This is a genomic window from Aquimarina celericrescens (assembly GCF_042682765.1).
Lineage (GTDB): Bacteria > Bacteroidota > Bacteroidia > Flavobacteriales > Flavobacteriaceae > Aquimarina > Aquimarina celericrescens.
The window spans coordinates 193,621-215,930 of the sequence record NZ_JBHUHY010000015.1; the positions used below are offsets into that span (position 1 = coordinate 193,621).

Here is a 22,310-nt window from a genome sequence, read left to right on the forward strand (position 1 = left end):
CAGAGTAATGATATAAGTGTAAGTATGAGTTGATGTATTAAATGAATTTCGGAAATAATGATTTGTAATTTTGTATTTTAATAGAATTTTGAATCTTTTGTGTAAAAATTTTAAGGTTTAATGATCAAGACTATATGGTAGAAATAAGAATGCAGAAGGGGTTATCTTTGGTTTTTTTCAATGATTCTTAAAAACTCATTACGAAAAGTGGCTATAGTAAATTTGCCTCCATATTCTAGTGTAGTAGTAAAACTAGTTTTATCTTGAATCCCTCTAGAAGAAACACATAAATGTTTTGCATGTACTACTACAATTACATCTTCCGTGTTTAAAGTTTGCTGTAGGTCTTTTAATACTTGTAAACAAAGTCTTTCTTGTACTTGTGGGCGATGCGCATAATAATCTACTAATCTATTAATTTTGGACAGTCCAATTACTTTTTCGTTAGGAATATACCCCACATGTGCAGTACCTACAATAGGTAGAAAATGATGCTCACAGGAAGAATCAATATTTATATTTTGCTCTACTACTATCTTCTTATAGCCATATTTATTCTCAAAAACGGAAGTTTTCGGACGGTTTTTAGGATTTAAACCATAAAAAAGTTCCTTTACATACATTTTAGCTACTCTATAGGGAGTTCCAGAGAGACTATCATCTGTTAGATCAAGCCCTAGCTCTTTCATGATTTCTGAAAAATGATACTGTATATTTTTGATTTTATCACCATCTGATTTTTCGAAAGCGTCACTTCGTAAAGGAGTCTCTACAGTATTAGAAATATGTTCGTCTCCGATAAATTCTATTTCTTCTTTGGTTGTTTTCATAGTTACATTTAGTGTTTGCAACATTCTTGTTCGCATTGGCAATATTTCAGATTGTAGACATGTAAAACCACCAATAAAGAAGATGCTAAGTAAATTGTCTCTTCGGGTATAGGAAACATGGATAGTTTTTCATTAATCACAATAACGAATAATAGCAACCAACTTATCCAAAAAGCATATTTCATTTTTGGTTTTGAGGTGGTTTTAGAAGATCTTCGAATTGCCATAAAAGATAGTCCTAAAAAAATAAAATCTAAAGATTTCCACCAAATAGGATGTGTTCCCTCAGAAATTATCAATCCTGTATGAGCTAAAAACAAAAAAGGAGTTGCTAAGCAATGTACTAAACATAAACTACTGGCTATTATTCCCAAAGTATCCGAGTTATTACGTACGAGAGGTATGTTCACAAGAAAATGTATTTGTTTAAGTCTACAAAGATAGTATTATTTTATTAATGCAACTTTGTAGCGTTAATAATATTTCTTTATTTTTGACCAAAATAATTTTATGATCCGAACGACATCCCTGCGGTTTACATATCAGAATACAAAAAATAATATCTTTAGCTTTCCGGATATTGATTTACCTTCAAAAAAAGATATATTAATCTTAGGGCCTTCGGGTGTGGGCAAAACTACACTGTTACATCTTTTGGCTGGGCTTTTACCACCCAAAGCAGGAGACATTTTTATTGCAAATAATTGCCTGAACAGACTTACAAGAAGACAACTTGATTATTTTAGAGGACAACATATAGGATTAATATTTCAAAAAACATATTTCATTAAATCTTTGACCTTGCTCGAGAATTTAACCCTACGTGAGCGATTTTCCAAAAAGAAAATTGATCGTTATCGCAGAGAAGAATTAATCATGCATCTAGGACTCTCAGATCTTCAAAACAAAAAGGTGTATCAGCTAAGCGAGGGACAACAACAGCGACTTTCTATCGCCTTAGGAGTTATACATAAACCTAAAGTTATATTAGCAGATGAACCTACATCAAACTTGGATGATGGTAATTGTATAAAGGTAATTTCTCTATTGAAAAAAGAGGCTCAGATCTGCAAAAGTAATTTGGTGATCATAACTCATGATCAAAGAGTTAAATCACATTTTAATAATCACATAATTTTATAGAAATTGTTATACCTGGCATACAAGAATTTGATTTCTAAACCTTTAAATACTTTGCTGAGCATTTTGTTGTTAATGCTTAGTATTTCGTTGGCGACTTTTGTCTTGCAAGTAAGAAATCAGCTTAACCATCATTTAGAAAGTAATGTTAAGCCATTTGATATGGTTATTGGTGCAAAAGGAAGCCCTTTGCAACTTGTATTATCTTCGGTTTTGCATATCGATAACCCTACTGGTAATATATCATTAAAAAAAGCCATAAATATTGCTAAAAATCCTATGGTTAAAGAAATGATACCTGTTTCTTATGGAGATAATTATAAAGGAATTCGGATTTTAGGCACAACCAATGAGTATTTGACTAAATACGAAGCAAGTTTACAAGAAGGAAGGTTATATGAAAAACCATTCGAAGTAGTTATTGGAAGTGGTGTATCAAAAAAAGATAATCTACAAGTCGGGGATACCTTTTTAAGCTCCCACGGCTTAGCCGAAAAGGGATTAGAAACCCATAATGAAAAACCTTTTATCATTACGGGAATATTAAAACCAACAAGTACAATTATTGATCACCTTATTATTACTAATCTTGAAAGTATTTGGGAAGTACACGAACATAATGATGAGCCACACCACCATGAAGAAGAGCATAAAGGAGAACATGTTGATGAGCATAGTAATCATAAAGATGAATCCGGAGAAGAACGCGAAATAACTTCTTTGTTAGTAAAATTTAGAAACCCCTTAGGAACTTTGCAAATGTCAAGATTTATTAATGACGAAACTACTATGCAAGCAGCACTCCCAAAATTTGAAATCGAGCGATTAATGGGATTTTTAGGAATAGGATTTCAAACAATAAATGGTATTGCCATTGCAATATTACTGGTAGCGGGGCTAAGTATATTTATAAACTTAATAAAAACCGTAAGAGAAAGAAAACAAGAGCTGGCTCTTTTACGTACCTATGGTGCCAATACTTTTCAGTTGATAAAATTGGTTTTTTTGGAGGCACTTTTCTTATCCTTATTAGGAGCTACCGTGGGGTGGTTTCTAGGAAGAATAAGTATATGGTTCTTTTCAATTTTTACTGAAGATGTATACGGTTATCATTTTGTATTTAGCCTTCCTACTACTAAGGAGTTAATCATATTGGTATTAGTGATTCTAACAACCTTATTGGCAGCAATTTTGGCCTCATTGTCTTTATTTAAGTTAAACGTTTCTAAAACAATATCTGATGCATAAAATAGTTTTCTTAGTCTTGTTTTTTATACTGAACTCATTAGGTCTGTTTTCTCAAGAAAAATTGACATGGAATGATTTAGCCGATGTAAAATTTTATAATGTGTATAGTGCAAAGTATGATGACATCTTTTTAAAACCTAAATTTGGGCCAATTATACAATCATATCAAGGTGCTCGGATTCGTATTAAAGGTTACTTTTTAGATTTTTCGATTGAAGAAGACGAATTTTATTTGATTTCTCAAAATCCTAGATCTTCCTGCTTTTTTTGTGGAGGAGCGGGTCCAGAAAGTGTTGTTGAAGTTGTTTTTAAACAAAGGCCAAAGTTTAAAATGGATCAAATTTTAGAGATTACAGGTGTTCTGGAGCTTAACGTAGATGATGTAGATCACTGTAATTATATACTAAAAGAGGCTACAGGTAGATTGGTACAGTAAAGTATAATATTATTTGAGTAACTTTTGTAATACATTTAAGGCTGAAGATATTGTCTAACAAATCATATTAACCTATATGAAAAAAAGAATTGATACATTTTTCTCTTTACTCATATTTCTAATGCTTCTTTCATCTTGCAAAAAAGAGAAGCATCTTGTAAAGATTGAAGGTACAAGAATTGAAATAAACGAAAGTATCTCTGGTAATTCTGATATTGAGAGTTTTATTAAGCCATATAGAGAAAATATAAGAAAAAATTTAGACAGTGTTTTGGCTTATGCACCCGAAACATATTCGAAAAGAGATGGAAAATTAAATACTGCTATTGGGAATTTAATGGCTGACATTGTTTTAGAACAAGCCAATCCAATTTTTAGATCTAGAACAGAAAATACGATCAATATGGTGCTGCTTAACTATGGAGGAATTCGAGCATCCATTCCAAAAGGAAATGTTACTGCACGCACCGCTTATCAGATTATGCCTTTTGAAAACAGTATTGTAGTGGTCGAAATGAAAGGTAATCATATCAAGAAACTAATTGAATATTTGCAAAAATCCCAACAAGCGCATCCTATTTCGGGATTAAAACTAACTGTTGATACCAATTTTGATATAGCCAAAGCCTTAATCAATAATAAAGAAATTAAAGATGAAGAGACATATTTTGTGGCAACAAACGATTATTTATACGACGGTGGCAGCCAGATGTATTTTTTTAAACAAGCAGGGAAATCATATACATTAAACTACAAGATCCGAAATGCTATGATTGATTATTTTAAAAAGGTCGACACTATTGCACCAATAGTAGATGATCGATTTACACAAATTAACTAACTAAATATCGAAATGAAACGAAGAGAATTTATAAAACAAACCGCAGCATCAACGGCATTAGTTAGTTTAGGAGGGCTAGGCTTATCATCCTTTTCCGGAAAAACAAAAAAAATAACAATTTTACATACCAACGATGTGCATAGTCATATAGATCCCTTTGGTCCCGAAGAGGGTAGAAATTCAAACAGGGGAGGTGTCGCTAGAAGAGCTGCAGTTATTGAAAAGATAAGACAAGAGAATCCCAATACGTTACTGCTTGATGCCGGAGATATTTTTCAGGGGACACCTTATTTTAATTTTTATGGAGGAGAACTAGAATTCAAGCTTATGAGCATGCTTAAGTATGATGTAGCAACTATTGGAAATCATGATTTTGATAATGGTATTGAAGGGTTATATGCGCAACTTCCGCATGCCAAATTTAAATTTGTTTCTGCCAATTATGATTTCACTAATACAGTTATGGACACCTTTGTAAAACCTTACGAAATATTAATCAAGGACGGTATTAAAATCGGAATATTTGGTTTAGGAATACAATTGCAAGGACTCGTGCTAAAAGAACTATATAAAGAAACCAAGTACCTAAATCCTATAGAGGTTGCTCAAGATATGAGCAGAATATTAAAGAAAGAAGAAAAGTGCGATCTGGTTATATGTTTGTCACATTTGGGGTATGATTATAAAAACGAGCCTAATCAAGTTGGTGACCTTAGTCTTGCTAAAGCTACTGAAGACATCGATCTCATTATTGGAGGACATACCCACACTTTTCTTAAAAAACCAACTATTGTAAAGAATAGGAAAGATAAAAATGTACTTGTGAACCAGGTTGGATGCTATGGTCTGTATTTAGGAAGAATAGATTTTTATTTTGATAGCGAGAAAAGAAAAACTTCGGAGGGCAGTTCTAGTATTATTTAAAATTCTCAAAATTTTATTTTAAACTTATATGTTTAAGGTGATTTCATAATAAGAAAAATCAGGCTAGTCTGAGTGATTTTCAGTAGAAAATTATGCCGAATACACTTGAATTTTTCAGATACGAGCCTAGCTCCAGTACAGTCCTTACTTTGGTCTACTACTTAGATTAGTATTTATATATTTTATAAGTTAAAGAAAGAAAAAGGTATAGTGCGTAAAGTTTAGATTGAATAAATTACTAGCTTAGGTGGGTTGGTTGTATTCGGACAGTCAAATCGCAATCAAGTTTTTGTTAAATTAAGGTTAATTAAAGTTAAAATATGTTAATAATAAACGTGTTTAATTACTGAAATTTCTTATGAATTTGTATTGAAGGATTTTTCTGGTTAAATACGTAATAATATATTGCATTTGCTAAAGCAACAAAATTGCAATAATAAATTTTATATCATCTAATTTCCTTCTTAATTCTTGTTTATTAGTGATTTAACCTGCGGTTTTACCATAATGCCTTTTTCATTTGAATTTATACATTTGGATTCTAACACAAATTTAAATAATTATGAAAGGATTAAGTAAAATTGCTTTAGGGGCATTGCTTTCGGGATTTATTATCGCATCATGTCAGGATGATAAAGTCTCAGAAGAAGTTAATGAATCAATCGTACAACCAACTAGTACAGAAGGTAAAATAATTCCAGGACAGTATATTGTGGTTTTCAAAGATTCAGAGATACAACCCACTTCGAAAGCTCTTGCGAAATCTGCCTTTACCAGCAGAGCTGCAAAAGCCAAATCGGTGAGAGATATTTCTGAAGTGTCTATTCAAAAAATGAATAGCATTTTATTAGATCATGCTGTTGATCAATCAAAAGTTTTAAACTATTACACGACTGCTATTTCTGGAATGGCTTTAAAGTTGGAAGATGATGAATTTCTGAAACTTTCTAAGGATCCTAATGTTGCATCTATTGAATATGATAGAATAGTAACATTACCAAAGTTTGAGGTCGAAGAAGTAATTCAAAGTAATCCTTCTTCAAAAATGGCTCAACAAACTCCTTGTGGTATCACAAGAGCTGGAGGTGCGGCTAATGGTGCAGGTAAAAACGAATGGATTTGGGTAATCGATAGTGGGATTGACTTAGATCACCCTGATCTTAATGTAGTTACTGATTCAAGATATTCAAGAACTTTTGTTGGAGGTTCTCCTGACGATTGTAACGGCCACGGAACTCACGTTGCGGGAACTGCTGGAGCAATCAATAACAGTGTTGGCGTTGTAGGTGTTTCTGCTGGTGCTCCCGTTGTTTCAGTTAGAGTTTTTGGCTGTAGTGGTAGTAGTTCTACATCTACTATTTTAAATGGAATTAATCATGTAGCTGCTAATGCTATTACGGGAGACGTAGCTAATCTAAGTTTAGGCGGTTTCTTTGGATCTGAATGTGCTAATAATTCTTCTTACCGTAGTGCTTTATTAAATTTAGCTAGCACAGGAACTCGTATTGCTATTGCCGCAGGTAATAGTAGTGCTAATGCTTCGAGTTACCAACCTGCTTGTATTAATGGTACAAATATATATACAGTAGCTTCGATGACTTGTAACCGTGGGTTTTCATCCTTTTCCAATTTCAATATGAATCCGATTGATGTTATTGCTACTGGTAGTAGTGTAACAAGCACGTATTTAAATGGTGGATATGCAACACTAAGCGGGACTTCAATGGCATCACCTCACGTTGCAGGAATTATGCATGCCAGAGGAAATGGACCTAGAACGTCTGGTACAGTAAGTAACCGAGGAGAAAACTATCCTATAGCTGTAAGATAAAGATATATCATTTTTACTTACGTTGGGAACGTGTAGTTACGAAACCACTTGTTGAAGAACAGGTGGTTTCTCTTACTTTTTACATTTATTACAAATACCAATAACTAAAAACTGTGTTTCTTGTATAGTAAATCCTTCTAAGCTTGGGATATGTAGTGTATTGGGTTGACAGGTTACCTCTTTACATACTTGACATTCAAAATGGATGTGATTATGAATTTCATGAGATGTCCCACAGCTATTACAAAGAGCATAATACGCTTTACCATTTTTGCCAGTTACGAAATGAACATCTCCTTTCTCAACAAATCGATCTAAAATCCTGTAAATAGTTGTTTTGTTTACTTTTATAGGTATTGCATCCATAATATCTTCAGCAGACATAGCATGTTCTGTTTCAGAAAGGGTTTTCTTAACAAGATTTTGCTTTTCAGTATTTCTTGATTTTTTGATTTCCATGGTACAGCATTCAAACTCCATTACTTTATCGAAAGTAATAATTTTTTAGTCATTAGAGATTTTTTTCTATAAAATCGAAAAAAGTCAGGCTTCAATACTTTGTGGTTTAAAAAATTTATTTTTTGCTATAAATAGAAATCTTTTTAAATTCGATTACTAGTGAAGGCAGAGTTTTTTTAATTTTATAAAGAGATATTTAAAATAATCTATCAAAATATTAGTTTTATATACATTTGAAACGTAAACCAATTAACCAAAATCATGAAAACACTTAGTAAATTAACAGCAATTGCTACAATTCTTTTCTTTGTTTCCTGTAAACAAAACCCAGCAGAAGCTCCCGAGCATAAAGCTATGGTAGAAAAGCATCAAGAAATGGAAGCTTCTCATGAAGCCATGGTAAAAGAACACAATACCATGAAAGATGATCATCAGCAAATGGTATCAGCTCATAAAAATATTGAGAACGATTCTATCCACTTATTAACCGAGAAGAATCACACCGCAATATTAGCCAAACATGGTGAACTTATTGAGGCACACAAAGCACTAATAGAAAAACATGCCGAATTAGAAACAAAACATGCTTCGGGAGAAATCACCTTAGAACAAATGAAAACCGAGCATGAATCTATGACAAGTGAACACGAAAACATGGAGAAAGAGCATCAAGAGATAGCTTCTGAACATCAACGCATTACTGAAGAAGATCAAAAAATGATGAAAGAAGACGAAGAGAAAGCAGCAGAAGTAAAGCCTGATCAAGAATAGAAAGTTGTAATAAATTTTAGTTTTGAAAAGTCAAATTGTACCATATCGTATAATTTGACTTTTTCAAGTTATAAAGCTTTCTTAGTTTTTTAGCTTACATACATTAAATAAACTTGAAGTAAAGTATATCCTTTAAATTTTAGTACGATTTGTGTTCATATACTATAAAATGTAGGAATTTGCATATGCCAAAATTTACAAAACACTTGTTTTTAGAGATTTATTTCACCAAAGAATTATTCTCACAACCCGAAGTTTACAGGTTTGAGTCTTGTTTTGGGTAACTAACTGTATTTAAAGTAATTAATTTTTAATTTCCGATTAAAAATATTAACAACAATTAGGTATTTTAACCTTCTTCTTCATTTTCCCTAATTAGTTCATTTTTTTATAGCTTATCATTCAAGATTTAGACAATGTTTTGATTACGTCTCCTGTTTTTTCACTTAAAGATTCTAAATTTTAAAACCTCTTAATTCTTCAATAGTAAGTTTTCTTGGTGCTATATTAGTGATAGTTTTGATTAGAGTGTAGTGGCAATAAATTTTGAAATTATCAGATTTTTTGAAGTAGTTCAAATCAACAAATGACTGAAAATTAGCAAATTAAAAAATATCCTCTTGAGTTAAGAATAAAAAAACTTGTGGGTATTTACATTACAGGTTTTTAAAAAATTTGTGACCTCGGCAGGATTCAAGCCTGTAGCGGGTATGCCGGTATTCATAAGGATTATGCTAAGTTCTATATTTTATGTTGCCGATTTGTGCACTAGAACCTATTTAAGTATTCTAATCTAGCTTTTCGCATTAGTACAATTAAAGAATTTTTAGTTGTAATGTACAAGGGAAAATATTTTCAAATAAAGAATAACTTATAACAGAGGGCACAAGCTTAATAAATCATTTTTCTAATAAGTCATAAATAATATTACATCATTGTAGTATTATTTAACTTTTTAAGAGCAACTTTTCGTTCCAATCTATATTCTGTTATGCAACAATATTTATAAGTAAATGCTTAATGTCGTAAATGTTATAGCATGTCGATTTAATACTATTCTCCTGTCGGAAATCTTTATGGATTTGCCGGACTTGTACTATTACTAGTGTCTCTTCCCGAATTACTTTTGATGCATCAAGAATTAATAAACCAATCGTATATAATGGTCGATGTTGTATTAAATGTTTTAAAGGATAAACTCAATGAGTATTTTAAAAATATAGTAGAAGCTACAGAGTCAAATATTATTGAATTTATTAGTACTAATAATAATGATCCTGTTTCTTTTACTAATGATAAAATTACGCCTTTTTTAATCAATATTTCTGAGGATAGAAAATTTAGAAATGCAGATCAATATTCTGGTATTGTAAGAAACGGAATCAGAACACAAACCAATCCTGAAATCAGAATAGAGCTTTTAATTCTTTTTGTATCCAAGTTCAATAAGTATGATCAGGCATTAAAGTTTTTATCTCATGTGATCAAGTTTTTTCAGGTAAACAGAGTTTTTAATCCTCTTAATACTCCCCAATTATCTGAAGAGAACATAGAAAAACTCGTTGTAGAGTTAATTTCTCTCCCCTTAGAAGAACAAAATCAGGTATGGCATTCTTTAAATACATCCTATTTACCTTCTGTTTTGTATAGAGTACGCTTACTGTCATTTATAGATGAACAGAGTATAGAATTTGTAGGAGAACCATTATCAAATATGGCGCTGAACACCGGTCAAAAATAGGATTTGGATTCTCTTATAACTGAAGAGATTATAGCAATGAAAACATAACACATTAAATTAAAACACAAGTAGGAAGATGAAATATCGTGAATTCTTTCATATTGAAATGATACACCAATATTTTTCGGGTATACCCCTGGATTTGGTAATGCTTGCGGATAATGAAACGAAAAACCGCTTAAATAGCCTGGGTTGTATCCTAAAGAAAGAGGCTGATAGAATAAAAGTTTTAGCGCCTCTTCATCCGGAAGATGATGCCTTTCCAGTTTTAGGAGAAAATGATGTATTCACTTTTTACATATATCCAACGTCAGCACGTATTCAGGAAATCACAGATCTTTCTACTGTAGAGAAAGGAAACATGATTTCTTTTATAAATCTAGGACAAACCTTAGATAGCACAGAATTAATTAGCTCACAGATAGAAAAAAAAGGTGTTTTTAAAGGTTTTTCTGCATTAGCAAACGTTGTAATCGTTGGAAATAAAATCAATACAGAGACTGTAGTTGAATCAGTCAAGTTTAAGGCAATATTTAAGGCAAAATCTATACAATGGAAGTACTATTTCGTCTCCAATGTTGAAGATCCGGATATCACTATAGAGTCCAGAGATAATCAAATTAGTTTTAATGAAATTGTTGTAGACGAAAATACTACAGACCAGATCGTAAATTCTATTCAACTAAATTTTCCCAATACCCAAATAAAGGTTTTTGAGTCCAAAGATTTAGTGCCTTATAGTAGTAAACCTGTAAAAAATATAAAACTACTGCAAAATGGGGATATCCTGATTAGTCATTTACCCAATCCCCAAAAGGAACAAAATGGCATTCAAATAATTAAAATCAAGTAAATAAATAACATTTTTAAAAATACAACTTTCATAGGAATAGTGAATTTTAAGAAATGTCCAAAATTGTAATCATTTAAAATTAATAGAATATGTCAAATTTTTTAACACCTGGTGTATATACAGAAGAGGTGCCACTATTACCGCAATCAGTAGCAGCCGTATCTACAGCCGTACCTGCATTTATTGGTTATACTAAAAAAGCGATAAAAGAAGGCAAAAATGTGGCTAATATGGCCGTGAGAATTTCTACGTTTTTAGAGTTCAAAGAAATATTTGGAAAAGCACAATCTACTTCGTTTTCGGTAGAAATCAACGAAGATGAAACTGTAAAGAGTGTGACTGCAGAGGCTCCAAAAAGTACCTTATACTATGCAATAGATCATTATTTTAAAAATGGTGGAGGCGATTGCTATATTGTTTCTGTTGGGTCGTACACGGATACTGCAAACAAAGATGGGTTTTTAGCAGGTCTTGACATCTTAAGAAAAGAAGATGAGCCTACCCTTATCATGCTTGGGGAAGCTGCTAAATTATCTAGTGATGATTACTTCGAGATTTGTCAACAAGCATTAGCTCAGTGTGAAGAACTAAAAGATAGGTTTTGCATTTTTGATATTAAGAGGAACGATAAAGATGCTGAAGGATTCAGAAATGGTATAGGTACCAATAACTTAAAGTACGGTGCTGCTTATACCCCTTATTTACAAACTTCTCTTAACTACATTTATGAGGATAGTGATGTAAGTATTTCAAAATTGTCTTCTACACAAGAAGGTGGTGTATTCGAAGTAATATATCAAGGGATTAAAATCTCTTTTGAAGGAAGCGAGTCTGATATTCCAAAATTTAGAGTAAATGGTGGGAATGGAACTGATATAGACTTTACGACATCAGACAATAATTTATTGACTATTTTCAATGTTCCTGAAGATGGTACTTCTGCGATTGATATTATTACCGCCTGGGAAGGATTTAATGATAAAAAAGGTTTTGATATCGTTGCTGTAGGAGAAAGCGGTGACATCAAAAGAACTGAGGGAACAGGGGGTCAGAGTTTTGAAAGTACAGCAATTACAGAAGGATCCTTTACACTAGATACTAAAAAAGGAACGGCACTTTACAGCAAAATTGTAAGTGAACTTACAAAAGAGAAGATCATTTTACCTCCAAGTGCAGCTATTGCAGGAGTATATGCTACCATTGATAGACAAAGAGGTGTATGGAAAGCTCCGGCGAATGTGAGTTTAAATTCAGTAATAGGACCTGTAGAAAAAATCTCTTCTGCTGATCAAGAAAATCTTAACGTAGATGCTACCGCAGGAAAATCAGTCAATGCTATTCGAAGCTTTGTGGGTAAAGGTACTATGGTTTGGGGAGCACGTACACTGGCCGGTAACGATAACGAATGGAGATATGTTCCGGTACGTAGATTATTCAATATGATCGAAGAGTCTACTAAAAAAGCATCTCACTTTGCCGTTTTTGAGTCTAATGATGTAGCTACATGGTTAAAAGTAAAAGCAATGATTGAGAGTTTTCTGTATGGTATCTGGCAGCAAGGTGGCTTGGCAGGATCTACAGAAGAGCAAGCCTATTTTGTAAATATTGGGCTGGGTAAAACAATGACACAGCAAGATATTCTAGAAGGAAGAATGATTGTAGAAATTGGTATTGCCGCGGCAAGACCTGCTGAGTTTATCGTATTAAAATTCTCTCATAAACTACAAGAAGTGTAGTGTTTTTGAACATATATAAAAAATAATATGATGATACCAGTTCCTTAAAAAAGAGAGCTAATACATCATACAGTAGTAAACTATTAAAAAAAGTAAAAATGGCGTTAACAAAAGAACAAATCGCAACGGATTACCCATTACCGATTTATAATTATAGAGTCGATATAGATGGTGTATCCTTTAGTTTCTCCAAAGTATCTGGATTAGATCTGGGATTCGAGGCTATTACCTACAAAGAGAGTCATGCGGCTAGTGGTAAAGTAGGTCCTAATATTATGTATATGCCGGGACAAATCCAAGCAGTCAATATTAGCTTAGAAAAAGGTTATGTAAAAGGAAAAAGCATTGCAGTATTCTATGATTGGATCAATAGTATAGAGCTCAATCGTGTGGATAAAAAAGATATCATTGTCCACCTTTTAGATGAGACCGGAGGTACCGTAGTAAGCTGGAAAGTGATCGATGCCTTTCCTACCAAACTTACAGGTCCTTCTTTTGATGCCAGTTCTAGTGAAGTAGCCATAGAATCTATGGAGCTTATGGCGTCTAGAGTAACCATGGAAGAAGCTTAATTCACGATATACAATCAAATTCCAAGCTGCACAACAGTTTTGGGAGAATCCAATAGTTAAAAAACTTTTATGGCAACAGATAAACAAACAATTGTAGAAAGTTATCCTTTACCGGTGTATAACTATAGGGTAATTATTGATGGTGTATCACAGGATATGTCTTTTTCTGATGTCTCAGGATTAGAGATAGAACATGATCATGTACTGTATAAGCACGGATTCAGTTGGGTAATGGGGTCCCATCTGATCCGTGCTCAACAGAAACCTATCAATATCAGTCTGAAAAGGGGAATGCTAAAAAACAGAAGCTTTTTATATGATTGGTTGCGATCAGGAGAAAAGAAAGATATCAGGATAGAACTATGTGACGAAAATAGTCTGGCATTAGTGAGCTGGGACGTGCATAGAGCGCTACCTTTTAAACTAGATGCTCCTTCATTTAGTGCGGGTACTAATGATATTGCTATTGAAAGTCTGGATTTGATAGCTCATGATTTAAAAATTACACATCACGAATAATTTATAGTATGGAAGCATTAGAAACATTTAAGAATATAGCAGATCCTAATCCTGCATTGTCACATAGATTTGGAGTCTTCTTTTTTGCCGGAGGTTTTATTCCAAATCCAATAGATTTTCGATTTCAGCGGGTAAGTGGACTTAGTGCCGATATACAGACAGAAACCATTAATGAAGGAGGACAAAATTTACATGCTCACCGATTACCGGGTAGGATAAACTATAATAATTTGGTGTTAGAACGAGGATATAGCACAAGTGTTATTCCATCTCCTTTAGGCATAGAGTTTAATGTGGCTTTTTCTAGATTTAAATTCCAACCCTCTAATGTATTGGTCACTTTGTTTGAAGAAGTAGGCGGTATTATAGATACTCCTGTGCCTATAGCAGCGTGGCTTTTTATGAAAGCATATCCTGTTAAGTGGTCAGTTTCAGATTTTGATGCGCAGGCGAATTCAGTGGTTATTGATACGCTGGAGATGGCATATACAAGAATTCAATCCGTAAGTATATAACGATGCCAGTAGAAGTAAAAGAAATTGTAATCCGAGCAATACTATCAGGAGATAGCACATCGGATAACTCATTAGAAACCCACCAGCCAGGAAAAGAGGAGTTAATACAGGAATGTGTTACTCAGGTATTGAAAGTAATTAAAAAGCAAAATCGAAGATAATTATGTTGTCTAATTTTTTTAAGCTAGAAAAGCTGACCATCGTAGGACATACAACCGCAAAACGAACGGATACTTCTACTCCAGAAAATACGTTTGAGGCGATGTTTAATCCAGAGACGTACTCTTTGACCTATCAAAATGTATACGATCCAAAACAAGGGATTAATACCAGTGGTCGCAAAGCTAAGTATGCGCTTACAAAACCTGAAAAGTTAAGCATAAAACTAATTTTAGATGGTAGTGGTGTAAGCACTTCCAATAGCATCAATCTGATCGGCAAAGGATATAAAGATGTTTATAAACGAGTGCAGGATTTCTTAGAAATTACGGGTAAGATGGATGGAGAAATCCACGAACCCAAATATCTCACCCTAAAATGGGGAGATCTATTATTTAAGTGTCGGTTAGCTTCAGTGCAAGTAAACTATTCTTTGTTTAATAGACATGGGATTCCTATACGGGCAGAACTAAATACAGAGTTTTTTGGAGACTTAGAAACATCAGAACGGTTAAAAGAAGAAAATAAAAGCTCTCCGGATCTAACACATTACAGAATAGTAGGAGCTCATGATAGATTACCTATGATGTGCGAAAAAATCTATGGATCCGCACAGTATTATACATTGGTAGCAAAAGCGAATAACCTAGACGATTTTAGAAACCTTAAACCAGGACAGGAAATCTATTTCCCACCTATAGCACAATAAGCCATGGCAATCGTTACAGCAGAAATTAAAAACTTAGATGATAACCAGATGATGAATTCAGATTTTGATTTATTATCTATTGATGTCAGTAAAGAGTTTAATAAGGTACCTACAGCGGAGCTAAAATTGATAGATGGCGATGTGACCAAAAAGAAGTTTAAGATCTTGGATAGTGAGTTTTTCGAACCGGGTAAAAAAATTGAGATCACTCTTAAATATGAAGGAAAGTCTAAAGACAAGGCAACCATCTTTGTAGGGATTGTAGTCAATCAATCACTAGAATTAAATAGTGTAGGACCAACCTTAACCTTAGAACTGTGTGATGAGACTATTAAAATGACCAAGGTTCGTAAAAATGCTGTGTATAGCAATAAAGAGGAAAATATAACAGATAATACTATCATTGAAGATATCATAAAGAACCAATATAAACTGAAATACACTGTTGATCAGACAAGTGTAAAGCACACACAAATGATTCAGTATTATGCTACAGATTGGGATTTTATAGTGTCGAGAGCAGAAGCTAATGGACAATTGGTTCGTGTAAGTGATGGTACAATATCGGTTATCCAACCGAATATGGATACCTCTGTGGTGGAACTAGAATTGGGGAAACACGAAATTTATGATTTTGATTTACAAATAAATGGATATAACCAATATGCCGAAGTTTCGGCTATGGCTTGGGATGTGAATGCACAAAATGTAACCAAAACAGTCATAGGTGAAGATCATATTTCATTTAATAAAAATGAAAAAAAGCATATAGATGAACTAACGAAAGCAGTAGGAACAGAAACAAATACATTAGTCCAGGCAACACCAATGGATATTGATGAGCTTCAATCGTGGTCAGATGCACAGCTATTGAAATCGAGATTATCAATGGTAAGAGGCTGGATCAAAATACCAGGCACGATAGATTTTGAGGTCGGAAAAACAATTGAAATTAAAGAAGTAGGAACAAATTTTACAGGAAGGAATATTATATCAGGAGTTCGGCATGAAGTAACAAATGAAGGTTGGGTAACGCATCTTCAGATCGGTATGGATGCTAGCTGGTTTACTTCAAAACCTGATATTATAGAAACTCCGGCAGCGGGATTATTACCAGGAATCAATGGATTACAGATTGGCATTGTAAAAGAATTAAAACCTGATACCAACCAGTTTCGTATCAAAGTATGTATTCCAGCGTTTGGTACGAAAAAAAATACAGTTTGGGCACGTCTGGCAACAATGGACGCGGGTAAAAAACATGGAACTTTTTTTACACCACAGTTAGAAGACGAGGTAGTGGTTGGATTTTTAAATGACGACCCAAGACACGCTATTATCTTAGGTTCTTTATACAACCCAAAAAATCAACCTCCTTTATCTTTTGATGAGAACAATACATCAAAAGGAATTTTTACCGAATCCGGATATAAATTACTTTTTGATGAGGATGAAAAAATAATCACGCTTGCTACCTCTGAGAATAATCGTATTTGCATTGATGAAAAGCAAAAAAGCATACATCTCGAAGATCCCAACGGGAATCAGATTGAATTAGGTAAAAATGGAATGGTAATTAATAGTGCAGGAGATCTCGAAATTAATGCCAAAGGAGACTTGAGCATTGATGCAAAGGGTGCTGTAAAGATCAAAGGAAAGAAAGTCGATATGATATAATATTTTACAAACATGGGACACATAAAATTAGAGTTAACAATAGACGAGACCAATGTAATTCTCAATGCTTTAGGACAACTATCCTATATAAAAGTGGTTGATCTGATCCAAAAAATTCAGCAGCAAGGAGCATTCCAATTGAAGGATATAGACAAAGGAGATACAATGGAAGAAGAAAAATATATAGAAGAAACAATACAACAATAAGATGGAAAATAAATTTTTAGGGGTTGGATGGGCTTTTCCTCCAGAGTTTTTTGAAGGAGGAGCAGAAGTAAAAAAAGTTTCAGGAGAAGAAGATATTAAGGAAAGCCTTCAGATACTTTTGTCTACCACATTTAACGAACGATTGATGAATGCAGCGTTTGGTTGTGATCTGAATCAGTTTTTATTTGAACAGATCGATCAAGGATTTAGTAGCAATATAAAAAATGTAGTTTCTGATGCCATCCTGAATCACGAACCAAGAGTAAAGCTTGATGAAGTAATAGTTGAGAATGCTGATACAGAGAATGGTTTGATAACACTCTCCATAGCGTATACAGTTCGTATGACCAACAATCGATTCAATTTGGTTTATCCATTTTATGTTAATGAAGCTTCAGCAATAGCTTTCGAAATTTAAAATAAAACAAAATAGCAAATGGCATTAGATAGTATTATTACGGACGGTGACGAGGTTAAATTTATTCCTGTATTTGGTAGTGCTATTGTTAGTGTACAAGCAGGTAGAATAAAAGCTTCTGGTAAAACAACTATTAAAGGTAAAAAAGTATGTATTGAAGGAGATGAGAAAAAAGTGGAGATTGCCAATTGTTCTTATATCATGCCACCATTTGTAATACCAGGATCTGGTACATTAAAAATAAAACAATTAGCTCCCGATCAGTTAACACAAAAAACGAAAAGTGGGAATAAAAATATCATCCTAAAAGGAAAATTCTTCATTGCCGTTTTTGAAGTTAAATCTCCTGCCAAGCAACCACCTCCAGCGAACACTTCAGATCCTATGCCTATGCATATCGGTCAAGGGATGTTAATACCAAATAATACGAAAATAAAAGGGACGTAATTAAAATATAGCAGCAGTAAAGATGATCAATACTCAAAAAACTCACGAACTTCTTCTCAGAGATGGAAGCAGTCAGCAAGATAGATATCAGCAGGCATTAAACCCTGATTATGCAAAGGTAGAAGACCGAAGCATAGAAGAAATGATTGTAGAATCACAACGATTGGCCAAAGAACTTCAGTTTTTTAATGAAGATAATCAAGCCACAACTACTTGGGAATCATTTTTAATTGATGATCCGGTAGTATTTGGTCAAAATTCGCCTGTAGCACGACAAATACAACAAAAGCAATGGGCTCGTCAACTGGCAAGCTATATAGAAAATCCAGATCATTTTATAAATGATTCCAAAAGAAGTGCTAAGCTATCCAATCCACATTCAGTGCTTTTTCTTTCGTTTTTAAAATTATTGAATCATCTAAAGGCACAAATAAATGGCTTAACCGAAAGACATCTCGACTTTTATTTTCGCGAACGTTTAGGCCTAACTCCAAAAGCCGCTGTCCCGGATGTAGTGAATGTATTATTAGAACTAGCGGAAAATATAGATCAAATAGAAATCAAAAAAGGTACCGTATTACTTGCAGGAGAAGATGAAGAAGGAAACGAATTACACTACACTGTTGATAAAGACGCTACGATCAGTAAAGCGAGTATAGCGCAACTTAAAAATGTTTTTGTTGAGAAGGAAATAGCGACCATAAAGCATATACATCGCAAAAAGATTGCAATCCCCGATGAAGCGCTTACACATACGATGCAGCTAGCATTAGGAAATCCAAATCCGGGAGATTCCCTTCCCGTATTTCCTAATGATGAGATAAAAGATATTTTTGAGTTACACGATGAGGTTCAAAAAGGAAATGAAGCCGCCGTTCGCTATATAACGGAAGAGTTATTTCTTAGAGAAGAAGATTTCAACCTAATCTTCCAGAAGAATCAAAAGCAAAAAGATGGAGTTGCTACGGATTGGCAAGATGTATACAATATATTGGATCAGGCTTTTAAAGAAAAACTTAAAAATAAAAGACAACAAGAACTAAAAAAGCTTCACGAAAGCAAAGGGTTTGATCTATTACTACAGCACGTGTATGGTAGTCCATCACCCGGAGATAAATTACCCATATATAAAGGTAGTGAGGCTTCTTTTTCTCTAATCTTTGATGATCTTCAGAGTAACGATGCAAATAAAAATAAAGAAGCATCTGATTACATCGAAGAAGAACTTAAAATCTCCAAACAGGATTTTATTCATATCGTTCAAACGAGTAAGGATCAAAGTATTCCGGAAGCGAATTCGGAAGCTGCAGCATTACAAAAAGAAAACAGGAAAAAAGCATATAAAATATTAGAATTAGCAGATCGTCAAGTACGAAGAGTACTACTCCCATCTCCTGTTACCGAAGAAATATCAGATATTTATGCCGCTGTAGACGCTAAGGCTAACACATTTAGCCAGTATGGTGACGAAGAAGAAAGTGAGCGTTTTAAGACTTTTGGCAGTAGACCACCTTTAGTAAACAAACCTTTACAGCCAGCAAATATAGGTTTTGGTATTAGCTCACCGACACTGTTACTTAATGAAGGTAAAAGGCAGATTACGGTGTTGATTGATTTGGGAGCAATCGATAGTGATAAAGAAGTATTGAGTTCACTTTTTGATCAGGATATTTCAAAACCCTTTTTAACTCATCTGAGCGGTGAAGAGGGATGGTTACAACCTAAAGATGTTTCGTATACCATTGGGGATTACCTTGGATTAGAAACCGAAGGCACATACGGTATACCTGGTAATAATGAAGATACAACACCTTTAAATATCGGCGATGAGCAAGTAATAACCATTAGTCAGGGAGAAGATTTTAATCTTTTAGACATAGGTAAATATTTGGTGTACCCTAATGGTGATATCTGTAAGATTATAAAAATGATATCAACGACAGAGGTAACAGTAGTGAACGTAGGTAGTACTGATGATCGTTTTGATGGTGTTAGAAAATTCATCACCGATCAAGTGTACCTCAATTCGCTGAAAGTAAACATTCGATTAACTGAAAATGATGCACCAATTACTCCATTAGGCGTAGCTGATACTTTAGGATATGTTCAATCAGAGTTTCCGTCAGTTGTATTTTCATTGAACCATACGGAATCAGCGCTTGATCAAAACAGGTTTCGAAGCAGTTATCAAAAACTGATGCAACTAGTGATGAATAAAGTGCATCTAGAAGTAAAGGTTGGAGGACTGTCTGCTGGTGATACAGGTATTCAGAAGCTTACCTTACAAAATGACCAAAATAGTATAGACAGTAAGAAACCTTTCGAGCCTTTTGGTTTCGAACCAGAGGTAGGAAGTAACTTTTATTTTGCAAACGAAGAAATATCCCAAAAAAAACTACATCATTTAGATATTGATTTGCAATGGTTAAAATCGCCAGTAGATTTTAAAGAATATTATGAAAATTATTGGCGTATTCAGACGGATAAAAAAGAAGAAGATTTTTTGGATAGTGATTATGTGATTAAAAGTAATGACGATTTTAAATCCCGATTATTTTTTCATGACCGCAATGCGGAAATTCCAGTGACTACTATAGAATTATTTAGCGATGAAGAGAAAGTTCGTATAGATGCACTTTCTAATCATATGCAAAAAGAAGCTCCCGAATACCAATATACTCAGGATGTAAGAGGAGCAGTAGGAGAAGATGAAGTGCTGGATTGGGATCGATATTTTAGATTAGAATTAGATCCTGTGGATTTTCAAAATTCAATACACAATACCTTATTTACAAGACAAGCATTATCCGCTCATGATGAAATTAAAAAACTGATCATAAACCCTCCGTATCAACCGAAGCTAAAAAATTTCAGAATAGGATATACTGCCTATTCAGATATGAATATAGCAACATCCAAAGCAACGGATAAGGATACGATGTATCATATCAATCCTTTTGGATATAAAGAACTACATAGAGACAAAATACCTAGCCTGTTACCCATCTATAATGATGAGGGGACACTTTTCATAGGTATTTCTCAATGTATAACACCACAGATACTTTCGGTTTTATTTCAAATGGCAGAAGGCAGTGCGAATCCTGATGTAGAAAAACCCGTATTGGATTGGTGTTATCTTAGAGATAATGAATGGATTTCATTAAAAACTTCTGCTATTCTATCGGATACGACAAATGGTCTACTAAATACAGGGATTATAAAGATCGCAATTCCAGGAGATGCTACTACTGGTGATACCTTAATGTCTGGTGAATCATTGCATTGGCTTAGGGTAAACGCAGCAAATAATATATCGGGTATTTCGGATACGATCGACATTAGAGCGCAGGTGGTTAGTGCTACTTTTAGCAGTGATAATGTAGCTCCTTCACATTTTGAGAAGTTACTTCCGGCAAACTCGATCGCTGAAACCTTGATCTCTTTGTCAGAAATAGATACCATTACACAACCCTTCACTTCTTCGAAAGGAAAACCAGCAGAGCAAGGAGAAAGTTTATATAAACGCCTTAGTGAGCGCCTCAGACATAAAAACAGAGGATTGACCATGTGGGATTATGAGCACATGATATTGGATCGTTTTCCGCAGGTGTATAAAGCAAAATGTCTTCCTTCTACAGAAGAATTAGGTAAGGTCAACGTTATCGTAGTACCTGATATAAAAGGACGTCTGCCTTTTAATCCGTTTGCGCCAAAAGTAGCTGCCGATACACTTTTTCAGATTCATGAGTATTTGGACTATCATACACCGGCATATGCAGAGATAGCTGTGTCGAATCCTTTCTATTTACAAGTATCTACTCGATGCGTAGTAAAGTTTCACGAAGGATTTGACGTGAATTTTCATAAAGCAAAATTAATTGAAGAAATCAAACGCTTTATGTCTCCTTGGGCATATGGTGATGATAGTGATATCAAAATAGGCGGAACCCTGCACGCCAGTGTGGTGATAAATTTCATTGCCGAAAGACCCTATATCGATTATGTAGCAAATCTAAAATTGTTTCAAAGTGAGGATGGAGAAGTTTTTACAGATGTTCGCAGAATTAATGATGGAAAATCAATGGTAATTCCATCACGACCGGATATGGTCATGGTTTCTGCCCAATTGCACGATATAGACGTTGTAGACGAGAATGGCTATGACGAAGAGAACTTCGAAGGGATTAATTATATGATCATCGGAAAAGATTTCATAATTCCCCAAAGCCTCATATAAACACTGAAAAGAATTTTTAAAGGATTAAGAAGCAAAA

23 protein-coding genes are annotated in these 22,310 nt (G+C 33.9%); 20 read left to right on the plus strand and 3 right to left on the minus strand.

The genetic code is table 11. From position 1 onward, the window contains the following. Window positions 1-161 precede the first annotated feature (161 nt). Complete coding sequence (gene folE / locus ACFSJT_RS13810) at window positions 162-830, minus strand: GTP cyclohydrolase I FolE (protein WP_378320878.1); 669 nt, start codon at window positions 828-830, stop codon at window positions 162-164. A gap of 8 nt (window positions 831-838) precedes the next feature. Continuing rightward, window positions 839-1,240: a MerC domain-containing protein gene (locus ACFSJT_RS13815; protein WP_378320879.1), complete on the minus strand. Its 402-nt coding sequence runs from the start codon at window positions 1,238-1,240 to the stop codon at window positions 839-841. Window positions 1,241-1,340: 100 nt separating this feature from the next. On the opposite strand from ACFSJT_RS13815, the gene ACFSJT_RS13820 reads away from it, so the two are divergent. From ACFSJT_RS13820 to ACFSJT_RS13845, 6 genes are all read left to right on the plus strand, one after another. Continuing rightward, window positions 1,341-1,973, plus strand: coding sequence for an ATP-binding cassette domain-containing protein (locus ACFSJT_RS13820; protein WP_378320880.1), 633 nt, complete (start codon window positions 1,341-1,343; stop codon window positions 1,971-1,973). Between the two features lie 51 nt (window positions 1,974-2,024). After that, window positions 2,025-3,218, plus strand: coding sequence for an ABC transporter permease (locus tag ACFSJT_RS13825; protein ID WP_378320881.1), 1,194 nt, complete (start codon window positions 2,025-2,027; stop codon window positions 3,216-3,218). After that, window positions 3,211-3,654: a hypothetical protein gene (locus tag ACFSJT_RS13830; RefSeq protein WP_378320882.1), complete on the plus strand. Its 444-nt coding sequence runs from the start codon at window positions 3,211-3,213 to the stop codon at window positions 3,652-3,654. The genes ACFSJT_RS13825 and ACFSJT_RS13830 overlap by 8 nt, the downstream gene beginning before the upstream one ends. A 76-nt stretch (window positions 3,655-3,730) precedes the next feature. After that, window positions 3,731-4,495 (plus strand): 5'-nucleotidase C-terminal domain-containing protein, encoded by a 765-nt coding sequence (locus ACFSJT_RS13835; protein WP_378320883.1) that lies wholly within the window; start codon window positions 3,731-3,733, stop codon window positions 4,493-4,495. A gap of 12 nt (window positions 4,496-4,507) precedes the next feature. Then, window positions 4,508-5,419: a bifunctional metallophosphatase/5'-nucleotidase gene (locus ACFSJT_RS13840; RefSeq protein ID WP_378320884.1), complete on the plus strand. Its 912-nt coding sequence runs from the start codon at window positions 4,508-4,510 to the stop codon at window positions 5,417-5,419. A gap of 562 nt (window positions 5,420-5,981) precedes the next feature. Next, the gene (locus ACFSJT_RS13845; protein WP_378320885.1) at window positions 5,982-7,250 is read left to right on the plus strand and encodes a S8 family serine peptidase; all 1,269 of its coding nucleotides are present in this window, start codon (window positions 5,982-5,984) and stop codon (window positions 7,248-7,250) included. Between the two features lie 72 nt (window positions 7,251-7,322). On the opposite strand, the gene ACFSJT_RS13850 is transcribed toward ACFSJT_RS13845, so the two are convergent. After that, on the minus strand, window positions 7,323-7,709 hold the full coding sequence (locus tag ACFSJT_RS13850; RefSeq protein ID WP_378320886.1) for a Fur family transcriptional regulator: 387 nt from the start codon (window positions 7,707-7,709) through the stop codon (window positions 7,323-7,325). 261 nt (window positions 7,710-7,970) lie between these two features. Here ACFSJT_RS13850 and ACFSJT_RS13855 point away from each other — a divergent pair, with 261 nt between their 5' ends. The 14 genes from ACFSJT_RS13855 to ACFSJT_RS13920 all read left to right on the plus strand — a co-directional run bounded on the left by ACFSJT_RS13855 (window position 7,971) and on the right by ACFSJT_RS13920 (window position 22,273). After that, complete coding sequence (locus ACFSJT_RS13855; RefSeq protein ID WP_378320888.1) at window positions 7,971-8,480, plus strand: hypothetical protein; 510 nt, start codon at window positions 7,971-7,973, stop codon at window positions 8,478-8,480. Between the two features lie 1,129 nt (window positions 8,481-9,609). Further along, window positions 9,610-10,221: a Pvc16 family protein gene (locus ACFSJT_RS13860; protein ID WP_378320889.1), complete on the plus strand. Its 612-nt coding sequence runs from the start codon at window positions 9,610-9,612 to the stop codon at window positions 10,219-10,221. 76 nt (window positions 10,222-10,297) lie between these two features. Continuing rightward, on the plus strand, window positions 10,298-11,074 hold the full coding sequence (locus tag ACFSJT_RS13865) for a hypothetical protein (protein ID WP_378320890.1): 777 nt from the start codon (window positions 10,298-10,300) through the stop codon (window positions 11,072-11,074). 89 nt (window positions 11,075-11,163) lie between these two features. Next, on the plus strand, window positions 11,164-12,810 hold the full coding sequence (locus ACFSJT_RS13870) for a phage tail sheath family protein (RefSeq protein ID WP_378320891.1): 1,647 nt from the start codon (window positions 11,164-11,166) through the stop codon (window positions 12,808-12,810). 98 nt (window positions 12,811-12,908) lie between these two features. After that, window positions 12,909-13,382, plus strand: a complete 474-nt coding sequence (locus ACFSJT_RS13875) for a phage tail protein (protein WP_298310738.1) — start codon at window positions 12,909-12,911, stop codon at window positions 13,380-13,382. A 69-nt stretch (window positions 13,383-13,451) separates the two neighbouring features. Continuing rightward, window positions 13,452-13,901 (plus strand): phage tail protein, encoded by a 450-nt coding sequence (locus ACFSJT_RS13880; protein WP_378320892.1) that lies wholly within the window; start codon window positions 13,452-13,454, stop codon window positions 13,899-13,901. Between the two features lie 8 nt (window positions 13,902-13,909). Beyond that, on the plus strand, window positions 13,910-14,416 hold the full coding sequence (locus ACFSJT_RS13885; RefSeq protein ID WP_378320893.1) for a phage tail protein: 507 nt from the start codon (window positions 13,910-13,912) through the stop codon (window positions 14,414-14,416). Between the two features lie 2 nt (window positions 14,417-14,418). Then, the gene (locus ACFSJT_RS13890) at window positions 14,419-14,577 is read left to right on the plus strand and encodes a DUF5908 family protein (protein ID WP_378320894.1); all 159 of its coding nucleotides are present in this window, start codon (window positions 14,419-14,421) and stop codon (window positions 14,575-14,577) included. A 2-nt stretch (window positions 14,578-14,579) separates the two neighbouring features. Continuing rightward, window positions 14,580-15,284 (plus strand): CIS tube protein, encoded by a 705-nt coding sequence (locus ACFSJT_RS13895; RefSeq protein WP_378320895.1) that lies wholly within the window; start codon window positions 14,580-14,582, stop codon window positions 15,282-15,284. A 3-nt stretch (window positions 15,285-15,287) separates the two neighbouring features. Further along, entirely contained in the window at window positions 15,288-16,961 is a 1,674-nt protein-coding gene (gene vgrG / locus ACFSJT_RS13900) for a type VI secretion system tip protein VgrG (protein ID WP_378320896.1), read from the plus strand. A 12-nt stretch (window positions 16,962-16,973) separates the two neighbouring features. Then, window positions 16,974-17,168: a hypothetical protein gene (locus ACFSJT_RS13905; protein ID WP_378320897.1), complete on the plus strand. Its 195-nt coding sequence runs from the start codon at window positions 16,974-16,976 to the stop codon at window positions 17,166-17,168. A 1-nt stretch (window position 17,169) separates the two neighbouring features. Further along, window positions 17,170-17,586 carry a GPW/gp25 family protein gene (locus ACFSJT_RS13910; protein WP_378320898.1) on the plus strand — a complete coding sequence of 139 codons (417 nt, stop codon included), beginning with the start codon at window positions 17,170-17,172 and terminating at the stop codon, window positions 17,584-17,586. An 18-nt stretch (window positions 17,587-17,604) separates the two neighbouring features. Continuing rightward, window positions 17,605-18,033: a hypothetical protein gene (locus ACFSJT_RS13915; RefSeq protein ID WP_378320899.1), complete on the plus strand. Its 429-nt coding sequence runs from the start codon at window positions 17,605-17,607 to the stop codon at window positions 18,031-18,033. 22 nt (window positions 18,034-18,055) lie between these two features. Beyond that, complete coding sequence (locus tag ACFSJT_RS13920; protein ID WP_378320900.1) at window positions 18,056-22,273, plus strand: baseplate J/gp47 family protein; 4,218 nt, start codon at window positions 18,056-18,058, stop codon at window positions 22,271-22,273. The last annotated feature ends 37 nt before the right edge of the window (window positions 22,274-22,310 follow it).